At 47.3% G+C, this 24336-nt stretch carries 22 protein-coding genes; 15 read left to right on the top strand and 7 right to left on the bottom strand.

The features are described from left to right. Positions 1–247: 247 nt before the first annotated feature. The 6 genes from ACZ481_RS04635 to ACZ481_RS04660 all read left to right on the top strand — a co-directional run bounded on the left by ACZ481_RS04635 (position 248) and on the right by ACZ481_RS04660 (position 5592). Positions 248–1171, top strand: a complete 924-nt coding sequence (locus tag ACZ481_RS04635; RefSeq protein WP_464768994.1) for a hypothetical protein — start codon at positions 248–250, stop codon at positions 1169–1171. A 404-nt stretch (positions 1172–1575) separates the two neighbouring features. Beyond that, a complete protein-coding gene (gene panB, locus ACZ481_RS04640; RefSeq protein ID WP_464768995.1) occupies positions 1576–2412 on the top strand; it encodes a 3-methyl-2-oxobutanoate hydroxymethyltransferase in 837 nt (278 codons plus the stop codon). 83 nt (positions 2413–2495) lie between these two features. Further along, positions 2496–3443 (top strand): bile acid:sodium symporter family protein, encoded by a 948-nt coding sequence (locus ACZ481_RS04645; RefSeq protein ID WP_464768996.1) that lies wholly within the window; start codon positions 2496–2498, stop codon positions 3441–3443. 83 nt (positions 3444–3526) lie between these two features. Next, positions 3527–4459, top strand: a complete 933-nt coding sequence (locus ACZ481_RS04650) for a ketopantoate reductase family protein (protein WP_464768997.1) — start codon at positions 3527–3529, stop codon at positions 4457–4459. 10 nt (positions 4460–4469) lie between these two features. Then, on the top strand, positions 4470–5246 hold the full coding sequence (locus ACZ481_RS04655) for an IclR family transcriptional regulator (protein ID WP_464768998.1): 777 nt from the start codon (positions 4470–4472) through the stop codon (positions 5244–5246). Between the two features lie 145 nt (positions 5247–5391). Further along, positions 5392–5592 (top strand): small, acid-soluble spore protein, alpha/beta type, encoded by a 201-nt coding sequence (locus tag ACZ481_RS04660; protein ID WP_464768999.1) that lies wholly within the window; start codon positions 5392–5394, stop codon positions 5590–5592. A 365-nt stretch (positions 5593–5957) separates the two neighbouring features. Here ACZ481_RS04660 and ACZ481_RS04665 read toward each other — a convergent pair whose 3' ends face one another. The 6 genes from ACZ481_RS04665 to ACZ481_RS04690 form a co-directional block, all read right to left on the bottom strand. After that, positions 5958–6626 carry an ATP-binding protein gene (locus tag ACZ481_RS04665; RefSeq protein WP_464769000.1) on the bottom strand — a complete coding sequence of 223 codons (669 nt, stop codon included), beginning with the start codon at positions 6624–6626 and terminating at the stop codon, positions 5958–5960. Positions 6627–6682: 56 nt separating this feature from the next. After that, positions 6683–6904, bottom strand: coding sequence for an anti-sigma factor family protein (locus ACZ481_RS04670; protein WP_464769001.1), 222 nt, complete (start codon positions 6902–6904; stop codon positions 6683–6685). Further along, the gene (locus tag ACZ481_RS04675) at positions 6885–7181 is read right to left on the bottom strand and encodes an RNA polymerase sigma factor (RefSeq protein ID WP_464769002.1); all 297 of its coding nucleotides are present in this window, start codon (positions 7179–7181) and stop codon (positions 6885–6887) included. Before ACZ481_RS04675 ends, ACZ481_RS04670 begins: the two co-directional genes overlap by 20 nt. Next, complete coding sequence (locus ACZ481_RS04680; RefSeq protein WP_464769003.1) at positions 7096–7461, bottom strand: RNA polymerase sigma factor; 366 nt, start codon at positions 7459–7461, stop codon at positions 7096–7098. Before ACZ481_RS04680 ends, ACZ481_RS04675 begins: the two co-directional genes overlap by 86 nt. 535 nt (positions 7462–7996) lie before the next feature. After that, a complete protein-coding gene (locus tag ACZ481_RS04685) occupies positions 7997–8788 on the bottom strand; it encodes a hypothetical protein (protein WP_464769004.1) in 792 nt (263 codons plus the stop codon). A gap of 204 nt (positions 8789–8992) precedes the next feature. Next, positions 8993–10375, bottom strand: a complete 1383-nt coding sequence (locus tag ACZ481_RS04690; protein ID WP_464769005.1) for a hypothetical protein — start codon at positions 10373–10375, stop codon at positions 8993–8995. A 268-nt stretch (positions 10376–10643) separates the two neighbouring features. Here ACZ481_RS04690 and gcvT point away from each other — a divergent pair, with 268 nt between their 5' ends. The 4 genes from gcvT to ACZ481_RS04710 all read left to right on the top strand — a co-directional run bounded on the left by gcvT (position 10644) and on the right by ACZ481_RS04710 (position 15697). Continuing rightward, entirely contained in the window at positions 10644–13286 is a 2643-nt protein-coding gene (gene gcvT, locus ACZ481_RS04695) for a glycine cleavage system aminomethyltransferase GcvT (RefSeq protein WP_464769006.1), read from the top strand. A 566-nt stretch (positions 13287–13852) separates the two neighbouring features. Further along, positions 13853–14284 (top strand): hypothetical protein, encoded by a 432-nt coding sequence (locus ACZ481_RS04700; protein ID WP_464769007.1) that lies wholly within the window; start codon positions 13853–13855, stop codon positions 14282–14284. A 344-nt stretch (positions 14285–14628) separates the two neighbouring features. Then, a complete protein-coding gene (locus ACZ481_RS04705) occupies positions 14629–15039 on the top strand; it encodes a DUF2000 domain-containing protein (RefSeq protein ID WP_464769008.1) in 411 nt (136 codons plus the stop codon). 298 nt (positions 15040–15337) lie between these two features. Next, a complete protein-coding gene (locus ACZ481_RS04710; protein ID WP_464769009.1) occupies positions 15338–15697 on the top strand; it encodes a hypothetical protein in 360 nt (119 codons plus the stop codon). A 36-nt stretch (positions 15698–15733) separates the two neighbouring features. On the opposite strand, the gene ACZ481_RS04715 is transcribed toward ACZ481_RS04710, so the two are convergent. Continuing rightward, complete coding sequence (locus tag ACZ481_RS04715; RefSeq protein ID WP_464769010.1) at positions 15734–17317, bottom strand: PucR family transcriptional regulator; 1584 nt, start codon at positions 17315–17317, stop codon at positions 15734–15736. Positions 17318–17556: 239 nt separating this feature from the next. Between ACZ481_RS04715 and ACZ481_RS04720 the strand changes: the two genes are divergently transcribed. The 5 genes from ACZ481_RS04720 (at position 17557) to ACZ481_RS04740 (ending at position 24301) form a co-directional block, all read left to right on the top strand. Then, entirely contained in the window at positions 17557–18795 is a 1239-nt protein-coding gene (locus ACZ481_RS04720) for a Bcr/CflA family efflux MFS transporter (RefSeq protein ID WP_464769011.1), read from the top strand. A gap of 202 nt (positions 18796–18997) precedes the next feature. Continuing rightward, on the top strand, positions 18998–19939 hold the full coding sequence (locus ACZ481_RS04725; protein WP_464769012.1) for an alpha/beta fold hydrolase: 942 nt from the start codon (positions 18998–19000) through the stop codon (positions 19937–19939). Between the two features lie 224 nt (positions 19940–20163). Continuing rightward, positions 20164–20676 carry a MarR family winged helix-turn-helix transcriptional regulator gene (locus ACZ481_RS04730; protein WP_464769013.1) on the top strand — a complete coding sequence of 171 codons (513 nt, stop codon included), beginning with the start codon at positions 20164–20166 and terminating at the stop codon, positions 20674–20676. A 75-nt stretch (positions 20677–20751) separates the two neighbouring features. Next, entirely contained in the window at positions 20752–22479 is a 1728-nt protein-coding gene (locus ACZ481_RS04735; protein ID WP_464769014.1) for an ABC transporter ATP-binding protein, read from the top strand. Continuing rightward, positions 22472–24301: an ABC transporter ATP-binding protein gene (locus ACZ481_RS04740; RefSeq protein WP_464769015.1), complete on the top strand. Its 1830-nt coding sequence runs from the start codon at positions 22472–22474 to the stop codon at positions 24299–24301. The genes ACZ481_RS04735 and ACZ481_RS04740 overlap by 8 nt, the downstream gene beginning before the upstream one ends. The last annotated feature ends 35 nt before the right edge of the window (positions 24302–24336 follow it).

Here is a 24336-nt window from a genome sequence, read left to right on the forward strand (position 1 = left end):
GTAAAGGCAATAAATACTAAAGGAAAATAATTATTTGACGAATTTTGTTATATGAATTATAATACGGTGTATGAAAAAACTGCTGATCCTATCAGCTTGCTGCGACTGTTAAGGACAAACCCGGTATAAGGCGCAGGGCTTTAGCGGCAAAAGGTCGCGGTAGTTTCCTTCTCCGGGAAAACAAAGGCATTCATTAATCATCCCCAGTTACGGTCAGGAAAAATTTACATTTAGGGGGTAATCAGAATTGAAGACAGTGAGCTTGCGTTTATTACTGGTTCTGAGTCTGCTGCTGGGGCTGGGCACTGCCGCTCCGGCGTGGGCAGCGGCTGCGGCGGCAACACCGCCGGCAGATATAAAAGTCGAAGAATGGCAAGGCCAGGTCTTTACCTTTCTTGCCTTGCCTGCTGATAAGCAGGCAGCCGGCTATGAGCTTTTTCCCGCCGCCCAGGCTGACAAAGGGTTTGGCGGCGACCGCTCGGTCCGCATTCCCTATGCCGGGCATGCTGGCAAACAGGTAATCATCACGGCAGTCGTACCGTTTGCCGCCGGCGATAATCAGCAGGAGTATATGGTTAGCATGACTGTCAGGGATACCGGCGAAAAACTGCTGGGCCGCACGATGCGCGGACAGCTGGAAGGTCTTGTTCTGGCTTCAGACCTGGAAAATGCCCGGAAGCAGTTTCTGGGAAAAACCATTTATCCGAAATTCAGAGAATTGACAGGGCTATATGTTCCTGGCGGGGATATGGTGCCAAAGTCTGTAGCCACTGATATTGGTGCCCCGGTTACCGTGGTTGATGTATATGCCGGCAATCAGTCGCAGGAACCTGTTTGGCTGATTGTTGACATTAAGGGAGAAAAAGCAGTCTTACCCATCGCCTACAGCTGGACTAATATGCCTGCTCAGGCCTGGACCGAATCCCGGCCCTGGCAGAATGGCCTGTTTATGGAAGATCCCAGGGTAAGTCTGGGCGGGTCGTACGAATTATGGGGCAAGATTCAGAACGGGAGTGTCGAAGCCGGCATGACCAAAGGCCAGGTTGAGCTTAGCTGGGGCCAACCGCTCCGTACGGAAGCCAATGATTCCGTTTGGATCTATGATACGAAAAAACTTAGTTTTGACGGTGATGTGCTGCAGTTGGTCGAAACTCTTGGCGAAATCAAATAAATGCTTTACGGCTGCGGCGATAAAATCTACAAGTCGCATATAGCGTAGCTGTGAGTCTGTTACAGAAACAGTCCGCCCACAAAAAAGTGGCGCGGACTGTTTTGGCGTTGCGGCCAAGGCGCCGGGGCCTGCTTTATCGGCCTTATTGGTAAAGAACCAGTAAAGGCTATTGACAGAATATAGCGAAAGCTATAAAATTTACATAAAAGACAAAATAATACATATTTTAACAAACTGCAATATTCCTTTTTCCACTTGGCTAAGCCAGGTCATTTTATAAATTAAAATATCGAAACGGGTGTTCCGAAATAATGAACACTTATCGGGCATATATATTCTTTTAGCAGCGGTGTTTCGCCTAAGCGAGACAAATAATAAATTTATTTTAAGGAGAGGTTTGTATAATGGGCAAGGTAAAAATGACAATTCCCCAATGCCGGGAAATGAAAGGCAAAACCAAGAAGTTTACCATGATTACGGCCTATGATGTTTTACTGGCTTCGGTAATCGAGAAAACACCGATTGAAATGATCCTGGTAGGTGATTCGCTGGGCATGACCGTGTTGGGGTATGACAGTACCGTGCCGGTCACCATGGATGATATTATTCATCACACCAAGCCGGTAGTCAGGGGGGCGCCCAATACTTTTGTTGTCGGGGATATGCCTTTTGGCTCTTACAACACAGGGGTTGAAGATGCCATCCGCAATGCCAACCGGATTATGAAAGAAGGCGGCGCCGATGCCATTAAGCTGGAAGGCGGCAAGAATGTTGCCCCCATCGTGGCCGCAATGGTCAATGGCGGCATTCCGGTAATGGGCCATATTGGTTTAACGCCGCAAACCGCCGGCCAGTTAGGCGGGTTTAAGGTCCAGGGCAAAGATGCCGAAGCGGCCAAACAACTGCTGGAAGATGCCAAAGCGCTTGAACAGGCCGGTGCGTTCGCTATCGTACTGGAGTGCATCCCTGCTCCTGTAGCCAAACTGATTACTGAACAGCTGGCCATTCCTACAATGGGTATCGGGGCCGGACCGCATTGCGATGCCCAGGTGCTGGTTACTCAGGATCTATTGGGCATGTTTGACCGTTTTGTGCCCAAAATGGTCAAGCAATACGCCCAGCTTAACAAACAGATGGTAGAGGCCCTGAACAGTTTTTATCAGGAAACACAGGACGGAGTATTTCCCGGGCCGGAACATTCTTTTGGCATGAAAGAGGAGGATTTGAAGCGTTTGTATTAATAGACAATGTAACCGCTGTTAGGGCGGACTACAGGTGCTGTAACTCTACTCCAGTTGGGTAATGAAAAACGGAGGGATCTTAAATGGCGCTGTTAGAAAAAATTGCTATGGCAATTACCAAGCTGTTTCCTTTATGGCTTATCCTGTTCTCCGGACTGGCGTTTCTGTTTCCTGATTCATTAAAAACACAGGGGTATCTGGTCACTTATTTACTTGGCACGATCATGCTGGGGATGGGGCTGTCGATGTCGGTTGAAGATTTCAAGCTGGTATTGTCCAGGCCCAAAGACGTCATCATTGGTATTGTGCTCAGATACCTCATTATGCCTTTAGTCGGCTTTGGCGTGGCTAAATTGCTGGGGTTGCCGCCGGCTTTGGCGGCCGGCTTGATCCTGGTCGGCTGCTGTCCCAGCGGCACCGCCTCCAATGTAATGAGTTTTTTGGCCAAAGCAGATACGGCCTTATCGGTTACCGTATCCAGCTTTAATACCATTCTGGCGCCGCTGCTGCTGCCCGCAACATTTTTGCTGCTGGCCGGGGCGGAGGTGCAGGTTAATGCCATGGCCATGTTTCTGGATGTCGTCAAGATTGTTTTGCTGCCGGTGATAATCGGTATGGTGCTGCGCGGGCTGTTTAATTCGTTTGTGAACCGGATAATGAAAATCGTGCCTGTTATTTCGGTCATTGCCATTATCTGGGCCATTGCCATCGTGGTTGCCTTAAGTGCCGCCAAGCTGGCTACCGTAGCGGTTATTGCCTTCATTGCCGTTGCCCTGCACAACGGGCTGGGCCTGGCCCTGGGCTATGGGGCCTCCAAGGCTCTCGGCATGGGCGAGCGGCAGGCCAGAGCGATTACTTTTGAAATTGGCATTGAAATGTCCGGGCTTGCCGTAGTATTGGCGCTAGCCCATTTAGAGCCGCTCGCTGCCGTTCCCGGGGCCATATTCAGCGTCTGGCATAATTTTACCGGCTCAATCCTGGCCGGTTATTGGGCGAATAAGCCTGGGCAAGACGGCAATACCGCCGCCTGATTCAGCGGCGGCTGACCCTGGCCGGGGATTTGGTGTGGCGCAGGGGACACAGCAATGATAAAATTGCCGGGGAGGTGCTTATTATGCAGATTGCCGTGGTTGGTTCCGGTGCAATTGGCGGTTTATTCGGGGCATTGCTGCACAAAAGCGGTGAAGAGGTAACCTTTGTTGATATTAATACAGAACACATTGCGGCTATGCAGGCTAATGGCCTGACAATTGTCCGCCAGGGCGGCGTTGAGGTGTTGCCGGTCAGAGCGGTTAACCGTATTGAGGACGCCGGCACACCGGCGCTGGTGCTGTTCGCCGTTAAGGCTTATGATAACGAACAGGCGGCGCGGGACTGCCTGAAAATTATCGGCCAGGACACAATCATACTCACTGTTCAGAATGGGGTAGGCAATGTGGAAACCATTGCCGCCATTTTGGGGGCTAACCGTATCCTGGCCGGTACGACTGCCTTTGGCTGCACGGTAGTAGGACCGGGCATCATTAAACCCAGCCCAACAGGCTCGATCTCCATCGGCGAACTGAATGGGACGCTAACCCCCCGGCTGCAGCAAGTGGTTGACACCTTTGCTAAAGCCGGCGTGGAAATGCATGTCAGCCGGAATGTTGACAGCCTGATCTGGACGAAGCTGTTAGTCAATGTGGGAATAAACGCCCTGGCCGCCATTACGATGCTGACCAATGGCCAGCTGTTGGAATATGAAGAAACAGAGCGCCTCCAGGCGGCGGTGGTACAGGAAGGTGCTGCCGTGGCCAAGGCGAAAGGGATTACCTTTATGGTGGCTGATATTTTGGAGCATGTCAGGGCCATTTGCCGTTCCACTTATGACAATAAGGCTTCTATGAGGCAGGATGTAGAGCGGGGCTTGAGGACTGAGGTGCTTGCCATCAATGGGGCGATTGTGGCCGAAGGCGCAAAACTGGGTATTTCCACCCCGGTTAATGAAACCCTGACTAACCTGGTCAGGGCAATCGAAAAGCGCGGCAAGCGGCAACCCCAGCGCTGAAGTGGGCCTTATGAGCGAAGCTGTTACCGCAGTACATTCAGTAGAAAAAGCATTGAAAATCTTAGAGACCTTAAGCCAGGCGGAAGCAATGGGGATCAGTGAATTAAGCAGAGAGCTCGGCTGGGGCAAAGGTACGGTCCATCGCATTATTACCACCCTGCGCATTCATGGCTATGTAGAGCAGACCGCCAGCGAAAAATATAAACTGAGTTTTAAGCTGTTTGAACTGGGTAACCGCATGGTGAACCATATCGGCATTCGCAAGACGGCCCGTCCCTATTTGGAGCAGCTGGCCGGGGCCACAAAAGAGACGGTAAATCTGGCGGTATTGGATTTTAATCAGGTGATCTACATTGACCGGATTGAGAGCCGTGAGCCGTTGCGGATGGGCCTGGACATCGGGACACGCTTTCCGGCTTACTGCACCGCGTTGGGGTTAGCTATTCTTGCTTATCTGGATACGGAAACCCTGAATGCCTTACTGGCTGAGTCCGGGCGGCAAGGCCAGTTTCTAAAATATACGGATAAAACGGTAGTTGATTTGTCTGTAATCAGGGACCAGCTGGCAGTGGTCAGGAACCGGGGCTATTCTATTGATGATGAATACTATCTCCCGGGCATCCGCGGTGTGGCGGCGCCGGTATTTAATCACTCCCGCGCTGTAAAAGCGGCTATCAGTGTGGCCGGTCCGTCCCTCAGGCTGTCCGATGCGGTGATGGCTGAATTTGTGCCTTTAATTAAAGCAACAGCCAACAGTATTTCCGTACAACTCGGTTATAGCGGTTGATTTTAAGCTGCGACCATAACCATTATCTACCTGACTGGAACTGTCTGCCTGTACTGATGACAGCCTGATTGCAATTGAATAGGTTTTTCCTAACCGCCAATACTAATTACAGGCTTCCTGAATTTAAACATGGAGGTGGCTGGGTATGGGCAAACTTATGTCAGAAGAAACGAAATATAAATTGGCGCATGATCTTGGTTTTGGTGAGAAAGTGGAGGATCATGACTGGAGCGACGTAACCACCGGTGAAGTCGGTTCGATGGTCAGAGAAGCGATTAAACGCGGTGAGCAGGCCATGGCGGAAGAAGCTAAAGCAAATGGCGCAGCACATCAGAATGCAGAATAAGCCGAATGCCCGGAACAGTGATGTTCCGGGCGTTATTTTAAGCCTTTATAACCATACGTTATAGGCTACAGGACGATTATAAAAATACCGAAGAATACGGCGAATTGAGCCGGTGCCGGTCAGGGCATGCAGTGAATTGGAATCAATATTTATGAAGTTTGCCTCCAACGCGGTAGTCAGATTGTTACCGCCTCACGCAATATGCTTTGGCGACAAACCGTAAGCGACAACTAAACTGCTTTTCCAGCTTCGTATGTTTTTAATAGAAGATCTTTATTATTTGCTGCGGTGCTGGAGTCGCTGCCACCCGTTAATAAAATGGTATTTACAACATTCAGGCCAAACATTAAGACCTTTAAATAGCGTTACTTATTTATGCGAAGCTTCATTTTTAAAGCATTCGTCGGGCAGGTGGTAACACACAGTCCACAACCGTAACATTTGTTTTGGTAAAAAATTACTGTTTTTTCGTCGCTTTCCTGCGCACCGAACATACAGCGTTTGACACACTCGCCACACTGAATACAGGTATCGGAGTCTACTTCTACTACGTAGTCAGCATGCGAGATTAAATCGGGCCGTTGATATTTTTTCATGAATTGAATGTCATGGCAACAGCATTCACAGCAACTACACAAGGCATAGACAAACTGATCGGGTTTATAAAAGGTAAGATGTACTAACCTGTGTTCGTTCGCTAATTTTAGCCGTTCCTTGGCTTCGGCTAAGGTAGCTCTCCGCGCTTTCCCCTCAGCAACCATCGAATCGGCAACATCATTTGTATATAGGCAAACTTCCAGTGGATGATTGCAACGCTTGTAACGCGTCCGACATAAACAGTTCGCCAAAGCAAACGATCTGGAATTTCGTAGTATCTCAAGTACCTGTTGGGTTGGCAGTACCCATTGCTGACCGGACAAAGAAGCTCGTGTGGGAATGACTTTTGACGATGTTGGTATCTTCCCTTCTCTTATCCAGCCATCGAATCGTTCCAAGCGTTCTTCCAACCATTCGTCTTTACCATCGAACTTCATAAAATAGCCTCCCTAAATTTGAATATTACAACCCGAGAGATATTAAGTGAATATATTCAAGCGTTTTCTAAACGGATGCGTACCGCCTCCACATAATCTCTTGGCAGTTCAACATCTTCCATTTTACGGATGATCTGCACCGCCGCAGTTAACCTATCCTTTTCTTTTTGGCATGCAGCGCATGTATGAAGATGCTGAGCTAACCTTTTCCTCCTTTTCTGATCTAATCCTCGTTCGATATAATGACTTAACAACAATCTAGCCCATTTGCAGTGCATACTTCCTCGCCCCTTCGCAATAACATGTATAATCTTTTACAAAGCTTATACAGCCCGACTTAAGTAAGTGATTGTAAAAATACAGTCTGCCTCTATGTAAACGGGATTTGACAGCTCCTGTGGAAATGTGCAAAATCTCGGCTATTTCTTTGTAACTATAACCATAAATATCGCGGAGAACTACGACTACTTTATGCGGTTCCGGAAGGTGATGCAGTAAAACACTGCTGAATACACCATTGCAGTTCTTTCCGAACGATAATCCTTTCAGGATCACCGACAGGACATGGTATTATACCAAGATTAATAGACTCGTGTGGTCTTTCCTTGCGTTTCGAATCGAGGAATTTATTTATGGTAATCCTGCTTAGCCATGTCCGAATATTTGCTTCACCACGAAACTGATCGTAGTTCTCTATAGCCTTTAAGAATGTATCTTGAGTTAAATCATCTGCATCTTCACTATTACTACATAAACGAAAGGCTAAATTAAAAATATATTGTTGATGATTTGCAATAATACTCTCAAATTTAAGCATCCTGGAATTATCAGACATTTTTGTTTCTCCTTTCGACCTATAAATTAGACGAATTTATTTCAAAAAAGTTTCGTATAAATTTCCAACAAAATAATTAAAAAACCTTTATTTCCTAGGTTGTGACTTCAAAAAACACTATTGTCCATATTCTTCGGATGGGAGCCCCTTAGAGAGATTTGCCAAAGGGATTTGGTCCTTGGCAGAGCGTTTATACTCGTTTTTATCTCGGCTACTATTTTCTCTACACCCAGTTCGAGTAATAGTGCCGGAAACAGGCAGGATTTCAATAGCACAAAAAGTTATTCACATTCATCTCATTGGAGCGACGTAACCACCGGTGAAGTCGGTGCGATGGTCAGCGAAGCGATTAGGCGGGGTGAGCAAGCCATGGCCGAAGACGTAAGACCAATGGCGCAGTTCATCAAAATGCGAAATAAATGAAAAGATGTCTTGGAGCTTGTATTAAGCTGCAAGACATCTTAATTTATTATAAATGGTAGTTGGAATATGCTGCTAAGGTAGTTTTTACCTTCTAATTGCTTAGCTTTGACAGTTAACTTGCCTCGCTTGCCACATTCGCAGCCTTTACAACAAGGCCTTTATCATCAAATTCTACCGTAGTACCAGCTTCATAAACCTTAATACCGCCGGCTGACAGCAGCTTGGCATTTTTGTTTAATGTGCCCTTGAGTACTTCGCCTTTCTCATTTAGAATAATTGCTTTGCCGGCCTTAAATTCAACAAGCCCCGAGCAAGCCGAGTTATCCGTATAATTTTCAGTTAAAATTTGCAGCCACCCGACCGGTCGCAGATAGGAATCACTGGCCAAATTACACGTTGCTACCATGCCGTTTTTATGAAACCTTATTTCGCCCTTAGATACAAATATTTGATTTGTTTGATTTAGGGTGATACTCTCTTTAGAACTCTTTATTGTACCATTAATAACTTCACCCTTAGCATTGAATGTAACTGTTGTGCCGCCCTTAAATGGAAGAACCCTGTTTGTTGGTTCCTTGGTTGTATAAGAGTAAATATAGAAGGGAACAGGTGGGGCCGCTGTCCCGACCGCAGCCTGAGATGTCCCGGTTTCATAGGGCAGGCTTACATCTTCGGCTAATGTGCCTTCAAAAACCTCACCATACTCGTTAACCGTAACAATGGTTCCTTTCTTAAACTTAGGGATATTAGACCAGGTTGTCACTATAACCCCAGCCGGCGTTATTCTTGTATTCTCCGTTAAAGCTCTGGTATATAGCGCCGCCTCAACACTGGCACTATAACTGAAAAGTAAAAATGCACTAAGTATAACCCCGATTAAACCCTTTAGTAAATTTTTTTGCATATAGATCCCTCCATCATTTTGTGACCATAAATTCCCTTTCTCTAAATACCCGCATTATCCCTTTCACCTTATGCTATAAAGTGAGAATTGAAAACTTCATGACGTTTTTAATGGTGCAAGTCACCCAAATGCAGAATCAATAAAAGGTGTCTCGGAGCTGTAGTGAGCTTCGGGACACCTTGTTATATAACTGGGCTGAGACCTTTATTTGTTATTTGTCAATATGTCCCCTTCCTCGTATACAGAAATAGTACGATTCCTTTCATGATAAGGATAAAAGGGATTTACGATGCCTGGCTGCTTTTGTGAAACCTCCAGCACATATTGGACTACCTCATCTCCCTGCACCGGCTGGCGGGATATCATTATATATTCCTTACCTTTATGCAGATAGATAAACATTAACGTATTTTTCTGATTCATGGTGGCAATTGACGTATCTATCCATTTCTTCGACTCTTCTTTTGGCCAGTCAGGAAATAAAACTTGCAACAGCATATAAAATAAATTCAATTTTTCCTTAGACGGCAAATTAAACTTCTTTGGTGCTTGCTCATAGTTTGGTCCGGGCAGCGCGAATTGCATATGGGCCATCTTTAAATAATCCTTATCATCTCCCGCTACCGAAAGATGAATTTCTTTTTCAATCATTTGGCCACGGAAGCTATAGGGAGATGTGAAAGCAGTATAGTTACTCCCGTTGAAGGCATTATACGTATGGACCTCATCGGGCTGATTTATTTTATAGCCTCTGGCCTCGATCAGATCAAAAAATCCCTGTTTGGTCACAGGCAGATATTTTTCATTAGGAACGGCAAGGGGCTTAATACGCATTTTTGCTATATATTCCTCGGTCTTTTTACACCATACAGCCATTAGCGTCTGATCCTTAATAGCAAAAATCTTTGTTTCCAGCGGTTGGTAGGTATTAATTAGCCTGCCATTTTGGGTATATGATGTGGAACTGCAGAGCTGGGCTGATTTTTTGCCGGCATCTATAATAAAAATTATGCGATAGATGGTGCGTTTTGCCGGCTCATACTGGTTTGTGATAATATTCAGTTCCTGCATTTCCTGCTTATTTTCAGCCAGTAACCAGGTATTATAATAGATTCGGTTGTTTTCATCTTTGGTCACCGTTAATGTTGCCGTCTCCAGATAATAATCGGTTTTGTCTGTTGCGGCCAAGGCGATAAAGCTAAAATAGTCTCTGGCTGGTTGTTGCTCTGCCTTTGTTGCCGGCGGCGGTGAATCCCCGCCCCGGAGTCTTATGATAGTGTCTCTAACGATGTCGGCAAGTGAGGGGCTGTCATCCGTTCGCGTGTACTGCCGGTAAGCAGTCATGGCTTCCTGATTGCGGCCGGAAATCTCTAAGGCAGCCCCTCTACTACCGGCGGCGTTAGCGTGGTTGGGATCTATCGCCATGATTTGGCTGCAGCCGGCGATAACTTGTTCATATGGACTTAACCGTGATGCGGCACTCACCGTGGAAGCGATAGTCAGGAACAGAAAAGTCGCAGCTAGTACAAAAAGTCTAAACGTCTTAGCTGTAAGCTCTATTCCTGAGCGCTGCGGTCTATTAAACATGGATATCCTCCTGGCAGGTATAGTTTTACTGGATTATTTCCCCTGCTTGGTTTTATTTTCCTGCTAGGTAAAAGGTATTCTGAAAAGAATTGGATAGGCTTGAGATAGTGAAGAATTTTGCTTATCCGGATAAAGGATTTTATTTCTTGGAAGGAGAATATTTTCACCTAATACCCCAATATTTACCATGTTTAGCAGTTGTTTGGGTATAAAAAAAACGCGGAGTTCATCGCCGGATTTCTTCAGGAAAATGATGGAGGTTGATAATATGACAGCGTTAAAAAGGACCGTACTGTATGACAATCACCTAAAAGCAGGGGCCAAGCTGGTGGATTTCGGCGGCTGGGAAATGCCGATCAATTATAAAGCGGGGATCATTGAGGAACACCTTTATACCAGAAAAAAGGCCGGCCTATTTGATGTGTCCCACATGGGCAGATTCGTTATCGCCGGTAGGGAAGCCGTACAATTTCTCCAGTATGTTTTAACAAATAATGTGTTGGCCCTTGACCTTAAGCAGGCGCAGTATACCATAATTGCGAACGAGAACGGCGGCGCGGTGGATGATGCGTATCTTTACCGCTTTTATGAGGATGAGTATTTGCTTGTTGTCAATGCGGCCAACGCGGCGAAGGATTGGGAACACCTGCAGCGGGAAATAGCCAATTTTGACGCAACGATTACCGATAAGTCCGGCGCGCTGGCAATGATCTCCCTGCAGGGACCGGATTCAAAGAATATTCTCAGTAACCTGACCGGCAGCATTTCGCTTATGGAACCGGTAAAGAACGCCCTGGAGATTCTAAAAATCGACAGGCAAGAAGTGCTTGTTGCCAGGACGGGTTATACCGGCGAGCCCTTAGGCTTCGAATTGTTTATTAACGCCTCTGCAGCCGCCGCTGTTTGGGAGAAGTTGCTGGCGTACGGGGCCATGCCTATCGGCCTGGGCGCCAGGGATACACTCAGGCTCGAAGCCGGGCTGCCTCTGTATGGACATGAGCTGGGCCTGGGGCCTGACGGCAGGGAAATCCCGGTCTTCGCCTGCCCCTTGGCTAAATTTGCCGTTAGCTTTGCGGCAGTCAAAGGCGATTATAGCGGCAGGGAAGCTTTGGCCAAGCAATATGAAGGTTATAAAAAAATCATGGTGAGAGATTATGCCGGCTTGGCGGCTTTGGCCAGAATTATAAAACCAATTGCTTTGCTTGAGAAAGGGGTGGCCAGGGCCGGCTGCAAGGTTTTCCGGGGGGATAAGGAAATCGGCTATATAACAAGCGCCACCATGGTGCCTTATTTAAAGACCGAAGGCTATGGGCTGGCAAGCAAAATTACCGGGGAGAAAGCAACAAGAGCCATCGGCCTGGCCCTGCTTAACGGCGATGTGGAAGTGAACGACAAGGTGGCGGTAGAGATCAGAGGCAACAGGGTGCAGGCTGTTGTTACGCCCTATCACCTCAAAAGCGATGCTCCGCCCTTGGCCAGGCCGATTATTTATGGCGTGGAGGCCGGCGGCACCTTCGCCAGTCCGGCCGACTACAAGACCAAAGCGTTGCAGCTGATCGAAAAAAGCTGCCGCAATACCCTCTGGCGGCAGCAGGCAACCATTAACCTGATTCCCTCCGAGCAGACCCCTTCGGCCGCTGTCAGACTGTTGTCGGTGCTGGACCCTGCCTGCCGGTATGCCGAGCACAAGAAAACGAAATCGTTCTATGACTATGATGTTTTCTATTATCAAGGCACCGGTTTCATTAACGAGATCGAACAGCTATTAATGGCAGAACTGAGAAAATACCTCAATTGTACAGTGGTGGAAACAAGGGTTGTCAGCGGTCAGATGGCCAACATGGCCGTGTTTAGTGCCCTTATGGATTTTAAAAACCGGGTAAACAGAAAACAGGACCCTTCCCGTCTGGGCTATGTACTGAACAATCACATCATCAGGGGCGGGCACCTGAGTGCCCAGCCGATGGGCGCTTTGCACGACTACATCGCTGTTGATCCTGTCACCGAGAAAAACGCCGTTGTCAGTTTCCCGGTAGAACAGGATAACAGTTTCAAAATCGATGTGGAGGCAACGAAAAAAGTCATCGACAAATATAAGCCGGAACTGATCATTTTCGGCAAGAGCATGGTGTTGCATAAAGAACCGGTGCGGGAAATCCGACAGTTCATCGATGACCAGAACAGCAATGCCGTAATCATGTATGACATGGCTCACGTCCTTGGCCTGGCCGGCGATTACTTCCAGAATCCCTTTGCCGAAGGCGCGGAAATTGTCACAGGTTCCACCCATAAGACCTTCTTCGGCCCCCAAAGGGGCCTTATTGCCGGCAATTACGATAAGGATGAGTATAAATTCGGCTTATGGGAAACCATCGAAACCAGGGTGTTTCCCGGCAGCGTAAGCAACCACCACCTGGGTACTATGCTGGGGCTGTTGATGGCCGCCTATGAAATGAACAGCTTCAAAGATGAATACCAGCAGCATGTAATCCAAAATGCCAAGTATTTTGCCAAATGCCTGAAGCAGGCCGGCCTGGATGTCGCCGGCGACCCTTCCCTGTCTTACACCGAGACGCATCAGGTCATTGTCAGGGTGGGCTATGGCACCGGGCCGGAAATAGCGAACAGGCTGGAGAACAACAATATCATCGTCAACTATCAGGCGGCGCCCGAAGAAGAAGGCTTCTCGGCTGCCGGCGCCATCCGCCTTGGCGTTGCCGAAATGACCAGATTCGGCTTTGGCTACAGCGAATTTGCCCAGACGGCCGAATATATAGCAGACGTCGTGCTGAAGAATAAAAACGTCAAGGAAGAGGTAGCAAAGCTCAGGGGTAATTTCACCGGCCTGAGATACTGCTTTACCGACGCGGAGATTACGAAAAACCTGGAAAAACTGCTGTCTACTTTCTAAGAGCAAGAAAAGGAACAATTTCCCCCAGGCCCTAAATGTCACTTAGAAACTCCCGGCCGGCCTCTCATCTGTACTTGCATTTTGCTGCAGACAGGCTATAATTAGAAATAGGTGGGAATTAAAAAGAGTCGCCGTGACCTGAAAGTGTTACCAGCACTTCCAGGCCCGCGCAAGGTGCCGTGACACCTACACGTAACAGCCAAGCTGTCCACGACGACATATCTATTATACACCGCGCTTCCGCCGCCGCACAAGCGGGGAGCGTCGGGTTAATAGCCGTTGCCGCCGGCGACGCCGGGCTGTGAGTGCGACCGGACGCAGCAAATGATTCGAACTATCCTCAGCCGCTAAGGAGCAGCAGCGGGGCCAACCGGGAATACCGGTTTGCGACCGCCCTTGTTGTTTCGGCCGGATCTGCCGGCTTATTAGCGTTGAGTATTTTAACAGCTATCGCAACAGAACGCATGTGTAGGGGATAAAACCTTTGCCTGCGTTCTTTTTAATTTCCCCCTGTAAAATAAGCTGACGGCCATACCGGCCGCAGCCTGAATATAGGGGGTATAACTATGTCTGATCAATCAACGGCAGCCGGCGCGGCTTTTTGTCCGGGGCTGGCTTCCTTCCTGCCGGCAGAGCGGAACCGGGCGCCGCAGCCGCCCGGGGCCGAGCCGGATGACCGGCTGATGCTGCAAAGCATCTTAACCGAGGCCTTTAATCGGTATATCTTTGTCCGGGTGGACAATATCCTCAAGCTGGCCGGCACCAACGATGCCGACTACAGCAAGACGGTCAGCCAGGTCGGCGCCACCCTGGACCGGCTGCTGGCCCTGGCCGGGGAACTGGCGGACCAGTATCCGGAATTGCTGGAGCTGGTCATGGATTACGAGTCGTTCACCGCCCTGGAGTCGGGCCAGGCGGCGGAAATCGCCTACAAGCAGGGCTTGCGGGACTGCAGCCAGATCCACCAGGAGTTTATGGCCTTCCTGCAGCAGCGCTAGGCGGAAGGGAAGCGGTGTGATTTCCTCTTAAGCAGCTAAAGTATCCATAGCGGGCAGAATAGCCCGCTATTTTCATTACTTAGATCGGGCATTCGTCTCTTAGCCAAATAGAGGGAGCTACCGGGATAGCACTCAGCGTGATAGGGGAAAAAGCTGCCAAAAAAGGAACGTCCCCAAGTGTCGTCCCTCAGTGTCATGGTGGCGTCAATTTTTTACAATACAGCGCAAGGAGTGGTTTGCTATGCTTGTACAAAGGAGGAACAAAAAGAGTGATCTGCAGACTGAATGTTAATAACCGATAGGGTAAAATTGAACCTTAATCAATGAAATTCCGGGAGGAGAACATGCATAAAACCGTAATGATTGTTAATAAGGAACTTCCGTTAGGCTTAATCGCGAATACGACCGCGGTCCTGGGAATCAGCCTGGGCCGATTGTTGCCTGATATTGTGGGGCCTGATATCCTGGATGGGGATGGGCGAATCCACAGGGGGATCACTAATAAAACCGTTCCCATCTTAAGCGGCAGTAAAGAGCAAATCAAAGCCATTCGCGACCAATTGCTTGCTAACCAGGATCGGGAAATAATTACTATTGATTTCAGCGAAATTGCCCAGAAATGCTTGGCTTATTCCGAGTATGTAAGGTATCTTGCCGCTGTGCCGGCTACTGATCTCTATTATTTGGGCATATGTTTATACGGTCCGGCCAAAAAAGTAAACAAACTGTCAGGGAATTTAGGGTTGTTACGGTAATTATTCCTTGGCTGGCCCCCAATTTATTATCGATATTTCCTGGAGCGACGTGACGGCAGGTGAAGTCAGCCCGGTGGCCAGCGCGGCAGAGGCTTAAGCAAACGGAGCGGTTCACCGGCCTGGGGGAATAATAAACTGTCCTGAAGTGGTATACTTCGGGGCAGTTTTTTAGACACCAATTAGTCTGCAAAATAGTAAGAATATAAACACAATAAACATTGACAAAAATAGGATTATTTACTATATTTGTATTAAAATATAGTAAATAATGTATTACAAAAAACGAGGAGAGGATTAAATGCATATAAAATGGGGATTCTTAACGGTTTGCATGGTAAGTATCTTGTTGATTGCCGGAGTCGCTGCGGCGGCAGCGCTCGATCTCGACTTTTTTCCTTCCAGGGTATACTTTGCCGACGATACTACGTTAGTGGTGGAAGGCAACTTCTATAACCGGGGTCCGTTTATTTCCTGGCTGTCCCAGGCAAGTGTCGAGGTCACGCTTACTACCGACAAGGGTCCGCAAACCATTACCGGGTCATTTGCCGACCTGGAGCTGATGTTAAATCAGCAGAGTGTCCGTTCCTGGCAATTTGCAATCAATGCTGCCAGTAAAGTCGATTTTAATTCCTGGAAGGTGAAAACCCGCTTTTTCTAACAGCAGTTTCTTTATACCCAAAATGGAAGCTTGGGCTTACCAAAACTCCACTTCTCTATTTTCCTGGCGGGCTATATACTCCAGTCCTTTAAAAGAAATAAATAATTGGAAAAAAGTCTCGCCGTCCTCTAAGTCTATATTAGCCAGCTCCTGAATTTTATTAATCCGGTATACGAGCGTATTCCTATGGATGCGAAGAATGTCCTTGGTTTTTAGCAATGCCTTAAGATTAATAATATAGTAGTATAAGGTCCTCATAAGCTCGGTATGATTTTTGCTGTCATAGCTTGCCAGACAAAAAACAGCGGGATGAAAATAATCGACAATTTCCGTCGCCTGGCAGCTCAATTTAAACAGGCGATAGATAGCAAGTTGCTGAAAGAGAAAAATTTTCTCTGTTTTCTTTAAGGACAACCCGATATCCAGCGCATCTACCGCTTGCATATAATGCCTCCTAATCTGGCCAAGGTCATGAAAGCACAGACTAATTCCAGCAGTCAGGTCACCGGCAGCAAGACAATGATTCAAATTTTCCCGGATGGTATCCAGTAATACCTGGTCATCGTGATTACAGTGAATTAATGATACTATATGTTCTTTATAGATGGTTGAGATGCTGTTTCTAAAGCTGTTGCCTATTTCCTGCAAGAGCGGCCTGTATTGAAAATCATCTTCTATTTGTTGTTCTAAGCGGATGACGACTATGTACATATTTTTATGCATGGTAAGACCAAGGGCCTGAATCCGGGCTTCAACAAATGATCTTCTTGCTGATAAATCCTCAAGCATATCCCGCAGAAAATGCTCAAGCAGAACGCCTTTGCTATTTCGGTAAAAATGATCATTTCTCATTTCGATGGCTATGATCTTGCAGATTTCATCAGTCAAAACAAGGTCGCTCTTATCCCAAGTGACATGGCTTGGCATTACCACCACAAACCCCACAAGCATTCCCCTGATAAAGATAGGCGCATGGATAATTATCGTTTTTTCCGGCAATATGGGCCGGTCTCTGCCTTCATAAAAACAAGAAGCCCCGCCTTTCCGCAGCAGATCCAAAACCTTGTTCTCAAAAAAAGCAATCATGGTCTGTTCAATCATGTGCTTATCCTGCGTGACTGTTTTGAGCAGTGTACAATCAGGTTGTACGTTTTGCGAAAATGCCAAAATTTTGAAGCTTAAATCATAGATAATGATTGGATTGCCCAATAATAGATAGGCCATATCGGCAATATTCTGGATACCTCCACGGCATACGGCATCTAACAGCTTTTGCGGAATATATTCATCCCCTTCGCAGGTACGGATAATATGTTGAACCTGCTCGCAAAGAGCTTTGCTATTATGCGGATAGGTCAATAAAATAAGATTAAGCCTGGTGTTTGCTGTCAAATCAGCGGGCAGTTCTTCATCAGAAATACACAAAACATTAAGCGGCCCACAACAGGGCAGCAAGTTGTTAAGAGCAGGGGTTTCTAAAATATACAAGACATCGCTGCTATATTCCGGCGTCAATTCCCTCACGGCCACAACCGCCGTTATTTTTTCATTTTCCCTGCTGTTAATAAATAATAGCGGTTTATATTCATTCAATTCGCACGCAATTCTCCGCATATTCATCGGCATGTCCCTGTCACCTCGCAGGCTTTTCTGTCTGTTGGTATGAAAGTACAAAAGGATGAGTGATTTTAATATATATTCTGTATCATGATACATTGTTTTGTCAATTTACAATATGCTACTATAAGAACAATAGTCATTAATGCAGGCAAGAAGCCGGGTTAGCAAGCCAGAACCGGCCGAAGCCGGGTTGCCGGCGTATTGTACTAAAATATGAAACATAAGGAATTACATTAAAAATGCAAAAGGCAGATGCAACAATTAATCACAGCCTACTATTAAAGCCGCAAAATTATCTGGGCTTAAAAGGATTTGTCCTGTTTATTGCCTTAATGGGGATGTTCATCCCGTTATCCATCGATTTATACCTGCCGGCTATGCCGTCTATGACCGAGTACTTTCATACAACAGTAGCGGCGGTAAATTTAACGTTAATCGCCTTTTATATTTCTTTTGCGGTAGGCATCATCGTATTTGGCCCGTTGAGTGATAAATATGGCCGCAAGCCGATCCTTATTTTCGGGTTGATTCTGTATTTAATCGGCAGCATTGCCTGCGCCCTTGCGGCCTCGGTGTATCAGTTGATTTTATTCCGGATTTTACAGGCTCTGGGGGCCGGATCTGTCATGACCATTTCGACGGCACTGGTTAAAGACTGCTTTGCCGGGGCAATGAAAACCAAAGTTCTTGCGGCAGTCCAAGTCATGGGTGTCCTTGCCCCCATGTTGGCGCCTATTGCCGGCGCAGCGATTTTACAAGTGGCCGGATGGCGGGAAACCTTCTGGGTGCTTGCTGTCATCGGTATGTTGACATTAATCGCCGCCTTGATGTTTCAAGAAACATTATCAAAGGCGGAGCGCTATCAGGGGAGCCTGGGAGGCTCTCTGATACGGCTGGCGGTTGTCGGCAAAAACGTGGGCTTCAGCAGTTTCCTCTTCATTGCCGCCACTTTGTCCGCACCGTATATGGCCTACATTGCCATGTCTTCCTATATCTATGAAAACTATTTTGTTTTGGATGCACAGACCTATAGTTACTTTTTTGCTGCGAACTCGGCCTTTGCGGTTCTTGGTCCGGTCATTTACATTCGCTCGATCGGACGGTTGACGCCCCGGCTCTTTTGCTGGTGCTGTTTTGGTGTAGCCTTGGCCAGCGGGTTGGGCGTGCTCTTGCTGGGGGATCAGTCCCCGTGGGTTTTCCTGATTGCCTATCTGCCGTTCACCTTGATTGGCGGGGCCATTCGTCCCTTTAGTACCAATATTCTGCTGGACCAGCAGAAAGAAGACATTGGCTCAGCCTCCTCCCTAATCAACGCAGTCCAAACTATTTTGGGGAGCATCGGCATGGCCTTAGGCTCTCTTGCCTGGCATAATATGATTCACGGCTTGGGCATCATCATGCTTTTATTCGTTGTCATTGGCGCTTTTGTCTGGCTAATCCTGCTGCATAGTAAAGTAACCGTAAAAGGCTTGACTTAACTGATTGCATGACCTCCTGCCCCTCCGGGTTTGGGAGGTTTTTTGCCGTTAAGCCTTGCTTTTGACAAGGCGTTGCCTGGCCACGGAACGTTTAGCGGTCTCCTGTCATAAACTAATATTACTCAGGCATGATGCCTGCAACCAGTAGCATGAGCGGTGCATGCCTGAATTTTATGGGGTTAATAGGAAAGGAGCCAGTTCTATGGCGGCAAGAGCAAAAAAAATTCCCCGCTGGCTGCTAGTCACCGGGGTTATCATCATTGGCTTGGGTCTTAGCCTGTATTATGCCGTTTCCTTAATCATTCCCTCCCAGGCGGCCCAGCGCGAGGCCATTACTGCAGGCGGCGGCAAGACGGTCAATATTGATGGGTTTGACATATGGTATACGCTGTATAATGAAAAATCCGGGGCAACGCCTATTATCGTGGTGGCCGGCGGCGGCGCACTCTCGGCCGACTATATGGAGGAATCCCTGCAGTTTCTGGCCGAGACGCATCCGGTATTATTTTTTGACAATAAAGGCTGCGGCCGTTCCCAAATCAAGCCTGGGCTTGAGCATTACAGCGTACAGATTTTTGCCGAGAGCATTGAAGCCTTAAGAGAGCATTTTTTCCCGGAGCGGGATATAATTGTTGTGGCCCATTCTTTTGGCGGTCTGATCGCTATGGACTATGCTATGAATTATGCGGAGAAGGTGGAAAAACTTATTCTCATATCCACGGTACACGCCGATTACCAACCGGCCATGACCACCGCCTACTTTAAGGCCGGTTTACCGCCCGGCAGCCAATTGGCCGCCAATGAGTGGTACGCGCAGAATATCGATATATTTCTTGGTCCCTATTTTCAAGACAGTTCAGCCAAAACCATATTTGACAAAACAATGGCTTCCTATGCCGTTATGATGCATGTGGGTAAATCAAAACTGGATTTGACACCCAAGGCCAGCAACCTTACCATGCCTGTCTTGCTGCTGGCCGGCGCTGAAAAGGAACATCCGCTTACCACCATAGAGGACGCCCGGAAACTTAAATCGCTGCTGCCCAATGCCCGGCTGGAACAGTTGATGCACAGCGGACACTTCCTGTTTGCCGAGGAAAACGCCGAATTTCAGCAACGGGTAAATCATTTTTTAATTAACTAAACCTGGCATAAGAAAGGACTTGGCTTGTGCCAAGTCCTTTAGGACAACGGTAGAGGCCGCGACAGCGGCTTATGCCAACGAAGATGTTCAGAGCAATAGCCACCTGCGGCAGCAATGCCTGCAGGTGTGTTTTTTTTATTGACATTTGTTTGGTAAAAAGTATAATAAAATTATATTAGGTTCCTAACTAATTGCCGGATAAGAATAAAGGAGGCAGCATGTAAATGGCTGATAGCAGTTCAAATGAGCTTTATAATGCCTTGAAGCGCCTGAACCGGCAGATGTATCGCTATGCCCATCAGGCAATGCCGCCGAAGGCAGGCCTGCATCGCGGCCAGATTCACCTGTTGTTTCTCATTTCACGCAATGATGGGGTCATGCAGCGGGATTTGGCAGATATTATGGATATCCGTCCCTCTTCCTTGACCGAGATGCTCGTTAAGCTGGAACAGGAGGCATTCGTTGTCCGCAAGCAGGATGAAAAGGATCAAAGGATCATGCATATCCATCTGACCGAGAAGGGAAAAGCTGCCGTTAACGGGTTTACTGAGGCCAATGCGAAACTGACGTCTGCCATGTTCAATTGCCTGACAGAAGAAGAAATTGAAAAAATGCTTGCATTGGTCCGTAAAGTAGGTAAAAATCTGGAAATTTTCGATGATCCCGCTAGCGGTACCTGTCATGTAAGCGGCAGGCCGCCTCAGGGGCATCCTCATCGCCGCCGCCATTGGGATTAACGCCTCGAATCATTACAACTGTAAGGGGAAAATAGCCAAATGGGTTATGAAATTTAAGGAAAAGAAGGAACCTTAATGGTTAAGCTGTTGAAATATTTGCAGGGCGCAACGCTGTATGCTGTGTTAGCGCCTTTGATGATGATTCTGGAAGTAGCCATGGACTTGCTGCAGCCTAAACTCATGGCCGATATCATTGACATCGGCATTAGGAATCAGAATGCCGCCTATGTTTTTTCTACAGGGATGAACATGATCCTGGCAGCCCTTCTGGGCTTGATCGGCGGCGTGGGCTGTTCCGTTTTTACCGCCATTGCTGCTATGAATATGGGAGAAACATTGCGGCAGTCTTTGTTCGATAAAATACAAACCCTGGCCTTCCTGGAGATCGATAAATTTAAGACTTCGTCGCTGATTACGCGCCTGACCAATGACGTGTCGCAAGTCCAGAATATGGTAAGTATGGTGCTGAGAACTGCTTTTAGGGCACCTCTTTTATGTTTGGGCGGAATGATTATGGTTATTAGTTTAAGTCCCGAACTGTCCCTGGTTTTTTTAGTGGCAGTGCCGGTGATTCTGATCGCCGTTGTCATCATTCTGCAGCAGTCGTTTCCTCTGTTTACTGCCGTACAGGAAAAGATAGACGGGATTAATACGGTTATGCGGGAAGGAATATTAGGGATCTATGTCATTAAAGCCTTTGCCATCGAAGCAAGGCAAGCGGCAAGGTTTGAGGAAGCAAATGCGGATTTAATGCAGGCGGGCATCACAGCGCAGAACATGAACATGATCCTTTGGCCGGTGGTCATGCTGGTAATGAATGTAAGCATCATCGCCGTGCTGTGGTTTGGGGGCAATATGGTCAACCAGAGTACCCTGCCAATCGGGAAAATTGTGGCCTTTGTAAATTATCTTGTGCAAATTATGAACGCTCTGATCATGGTGGTGATGCTTGTTTTAAACTTTTCGCGGGCCAAAGCTTCTGCGGACAGAGTCAATGATGTATTGGACGCAGTGCCCTCCATTCAGGATCAGGCTTGTTCTGTTGGCATGAACGGCTTTGACATCCAATTCAAAAATGTTTCTTTTAAATACAATGACCACAGTGAAACTGTATTGAACGATCTGTCATTCAGGATCGAGGAGGGCGAAAAGATTGGGATTATTGGCGCTACCGGTTCAGGGAAAAGCTCCCTTGTCAATTTGATTCCCAGGCTGTATGATGCCACAGAAGGACAAGTGCTTATCGGCGGCCTGGATGTCAAAAAGATAAAAGTAAAAGAGCTGAGAGAAAATATCGGCGTAATATTGCAGGACAGTATTTTGTTTTCGGGAACGATTGAAGAAAATCTAAAGTTTGGCAGTTATTCAGCGGATATGGCGGCTGTGGAGGCGGCAGCCCGTGCTGCCCAAGCCCATGATTTTATTCGGGAAAAGGAAAACGCTTATCAAAGCCTTGTGGAGCAAAGAGGAAAGAATTTCTCCGGCGGGCAAAAGCAGCGTATTTCGATTGCCCGAACTTTATTAAGGAATCCTAACATTCTGATCATGGATGATTCTACCAGCGCTCTTGATATGGCAACAGAGGCAAAATTACAAAACACGCTGCAGCAGAGAATGGCCAAAAGCACGGTACTCATGGTCGCCCAGAGAATTTCCGGCGTTATGGATGCAGATAAGATTATCGTATTGGAAAACGGTAAAATAGCCGCTATGGGCACCCATCAGGAATTATTGGGAACAAGTGAGATATACCGCAGCATCGCAGTTTCACAATTGGGCGAGGAGATGCTGGCAAATGGTTGATGGCAGAGTGGCGCCTGCGGTGAGGCCTGGAGATGGGCGGGGCAATCCGCTGGGCCGGTTCAATAAGCGGCCTGAAAAGCTTAAAAATGCCAGGGGCACCATTAAGCGGCTATTGGCGTATCTGGCCGGTAAAAAGCAGCTGATCATCCTGATATTTCTGCTGTGTTTCACCACAACGCTCATCAGCATTATCGGCACCCGGCTGAATGGATACGCCGTCGATCATTTTATCGAAACAGGAGACATGGCCGGGCTGCTTACACTTTGTATCCTGTTAGCGGCCATCTATTGCGTGAGCGTTGTTTCAACCTATTGGCAGAATCGGTTTATGGTGGACATCGCCCAGCGGACTGCCGCAAATATAAGAAGCGATCTATATCGCAATACACAAATGCTGCCTTTGCAGTATTTTGATACCCATTCCAGCGGGGATTTAATGAGCAGGCTAACCAATGATGTCGATAATATTAATATGACTTTATCGCAAAGCATCACCCAGCTTTTTTCCGGCGCTGTAAACATTGTCGGCATGCTTGCGGCCATGCTGCTTTTAAGTCCGGTGCTCACCCTCGTAGGGTTAACAACAATACCGCTGACGTTTTTGCTGACAAAGCTTATTATTAATAAGACCCAGCTATTTTTTATCAGGCAGCAAAAGGAACTGGGCAATTTAAACGGATATATCGAAGAAAGAATATCGGGGCAAAAGCTGATTATACTTTTCGGCCGGGAAGAACGAGCGAAGGAAGAGTTTGCAACCATTAACAAAAGACTTACGAAAAGTGCCATTTTGGCCCAGGCTCTTTCCGGCATTATGGGTCCTGTTAATAATGCCGTTAATAATCTTACGTATTTCATGATTACTGTCAGCGGGGCTTATATGATGTTTTCCGGAATAAATATCACTGTCGGGGTAATATTTACTTTTATCCTGTATATGAGAAACTTTACCCGTCCGCTTAGTGAGCTGTTAAATATCTTCAACACCATACAATCGGCCTTGGCCGGTGCCGAAAGGGTATTTGCAGTGATGGATGAACCAAAGGAGAAAGATGCTGAGCAAGCAAAAGAAGTTTCCCGTTTACATGGCGAAATCGTGCTGCGACAAGTCACTTTTTCCTATACAAAGGAGAAAAGAATACTTACGAATGTGAGCTTAACAGCCCATAAGGGCCAGACAATTGCGATCGTAGGACCCACAGGTTCCGGTAAAACAACCCTGATCAATTTGCTGACCAGGTTCTATGATATTGACAGCGGCGAGATCCTCATCGATGGCGAGAATATAGACAATATGAAAAGAAGCAGCCTGCGAAGATCCATTGCCATGGTTTTGCAGGATACTTATCTTTTCGCGGAAAGCGTCCGGGAGAATATTCGCTATGGACGATTAACCGCCACCGATGAAGAAGTGGAACAGGCTGCAAGGCTGGCCAATGCCCATCGATTCATAAAACAGTTGCCGGCGGGCTATGATACGGTTCTGACCGACAACGGCGGCAATCTGTCTCAGGGGCAGCGGCAGTTGCTGGCCCTGGCGCGGGCAGTAGTGGCGCAAGCGTCTATTCTGATCCTGGATGAGGCGACTTCATCAGTAGATACCAGGACGGAAGCAGCGATCCAAAAGGCAATGCTGGACCTGATGCAAGGGAAAACAGCCTTTGTTATCGCCCATAGATTAAGCACCATAAGAAATGCCGATAAGATACTGGCCGTAAAAGACGGGCAAATCATTGAGCGGGGAACACATCAGGAATTGATGGCAAAGGGGGGATTTTATGCCGGACTTTATAACAGCCAGTTTCGGGAGCTGCAGGGATAGCTTTATTTAGAAGTTCCCCCTGCTGATAACCCTTG

It is taken from the genome of Sporomusa intestinalis (assembly GCF_055383785.1).

What these genes read in the sequence shown, in the direction of transcription:
- panB (WP_464768995.1), top strand. Translation starts at nt 1,576, where the DNA reads ATGGGCAAGGTAAAAATGACAATTCCCCAATGCCGGGAAATGAAAGGC.
- ACZ481_RS04645 (WP_464768996.1), top strand. Translation starts at nt 2,496, where the DNA reads ATGGCGCTGTTAGAAAAAATTGCTATGGCAATTACCAAGCTGTTTCCT.
- ACZ481_RS04650 (WP_464768997.1), top strand. Translation starts at nt 3,527, where the DNA reads ATGCAGATTGCCGTGGTTGGTTCCGGTGCAATTGGCGGTTTATTCGGG.
- ACZ481_RS04655 (WP_464768998.1), top strand. Translation starts at nt 4,470, where the DNA reads ATGAGCGAAGCTGTTACCGCAGTACATTCAGTAGAAAAAGCATTGAAA.
- ACZ481_RS04660 (WP_464768999.1), top strand. Translation starts at nt 5,392, where the DNA reads ATGGGCAAACTTATGTCAGAAGAAACGAAATATAAATTGGCGCATGAT.
- ACZ481_RS04665 (WP_464769000.1), bottom strand. Translation starts at nt 6,626, where the DNA reads ATGAAGTTCGATGGTAAAGACGAATGGTTGGAAGAACGCTTGGAACGA.
- ACZ481_RS04670 (WP_464769001.1), bottom strand. Translation starts at nt 6,904, where the DNA reads ATGCACTGCAAATGGGCTAGATTGTTGTTAAGTCATTATATCGAACGA.
- ACZ481_RS04680 (WP_464769003.1), bottom strand. Translation starts at nt 7,461, where the DNA reads ATGTCTGATAATTCCAGGATGCTTAAATTTGAGAGTATTATTGCAAAT.
- ACZ481_RS04685 (WP_464769004.1), bottom strand. Translation starts at nt 8,788, where the DNA reads ATGCAAAAAAATTTACTAAAGGGTTTAATCGGGGTTATACTTAGTGCA.
- ACZ481_RS04690 (WP_464769005.1), bottom strand. Translation starts at nt 10,375, where the DNA reads ATGTTTAATAGACCGCAGCGCTCAGGAATAGAGCTTACAGCTAAGACG.
- gcvT (WP_464769006.1), top strand. Translation starts at nt 10,644, where the DNA reads ATGACAGCGTTAAAAAGGACCGTACTGTATGACAATCACCTAAAAGCA.
- ACZ481_RS04700 (WP_464769007.1), top strand. Translation starts at nt 13,853, where the DNA reads ATGTCTGATCAATCAACGGCAGCCGGCGCGGCTTTTTGTCCGGGGCTG.
- ACZ481_RS04705 (WP_464769008.1), top strand. Translation starts at nt 14,629, where the DNA reads ATGCATAAAACCGTAATGATTGTTAATAAGGAACTTCCGTTAGGCTTA.
- ACZ481_RS04710 (WP_464769009.1), top strand. Translation starts at nt 15,338, where the DNA reads ATGCATATAAAATGGGGATTCTTAACGGTTTGCATGGTAAGTATCTTG.
- ACZ481_RS04715 (WP_464769010.1), bottom strand. Translation starts at nt 17,317, where the DNA reads ATGAATATGCGGAGAATTGCGTGCGAATTGAATGAATATAAACCGCTA.
- ACZ481_RS04720 (WP_464769011.1), top strand. Translation starts at nt 17,557, where the DNA reads ATGCAAAAGGCAGATGCAACAATTAATCACAGCCTACTATTAAAGCCG.
- ACZ481_RS04725 (WP_464769012.1), top strand. Translation starts at nt 18,998, where the DNA reads ATGGCGGCAAGAGCAAAAAAAATTCCCCGCTGGCTGCTAGTCACCGGG.
- ACZ481_RS04730 (WP_464769013.1), top strand. Translation starts at nt 20,164, where the DNA reads ATGGCTGATAGCAGTTCAAATGAGCTTTATAATGCCTTGAAGCGCCTG.
- ACZ481_RS04735 (WP_464769014.1), top strand. Translation starts at nt 20,752, where the DNA reads ATGGTTAAGCTGTTGAAATATTTGCAGGGCGCAACGCTGTATGCTGTG.
- ACZ481_RS04740 (WP_464769015.1), top strand. Translation starts at nt 22,472, where the DNA reads ATGGTTGATGGCAGAGTGGCGCCTGCGGTGAGGCCTGGAGATGGGCGG.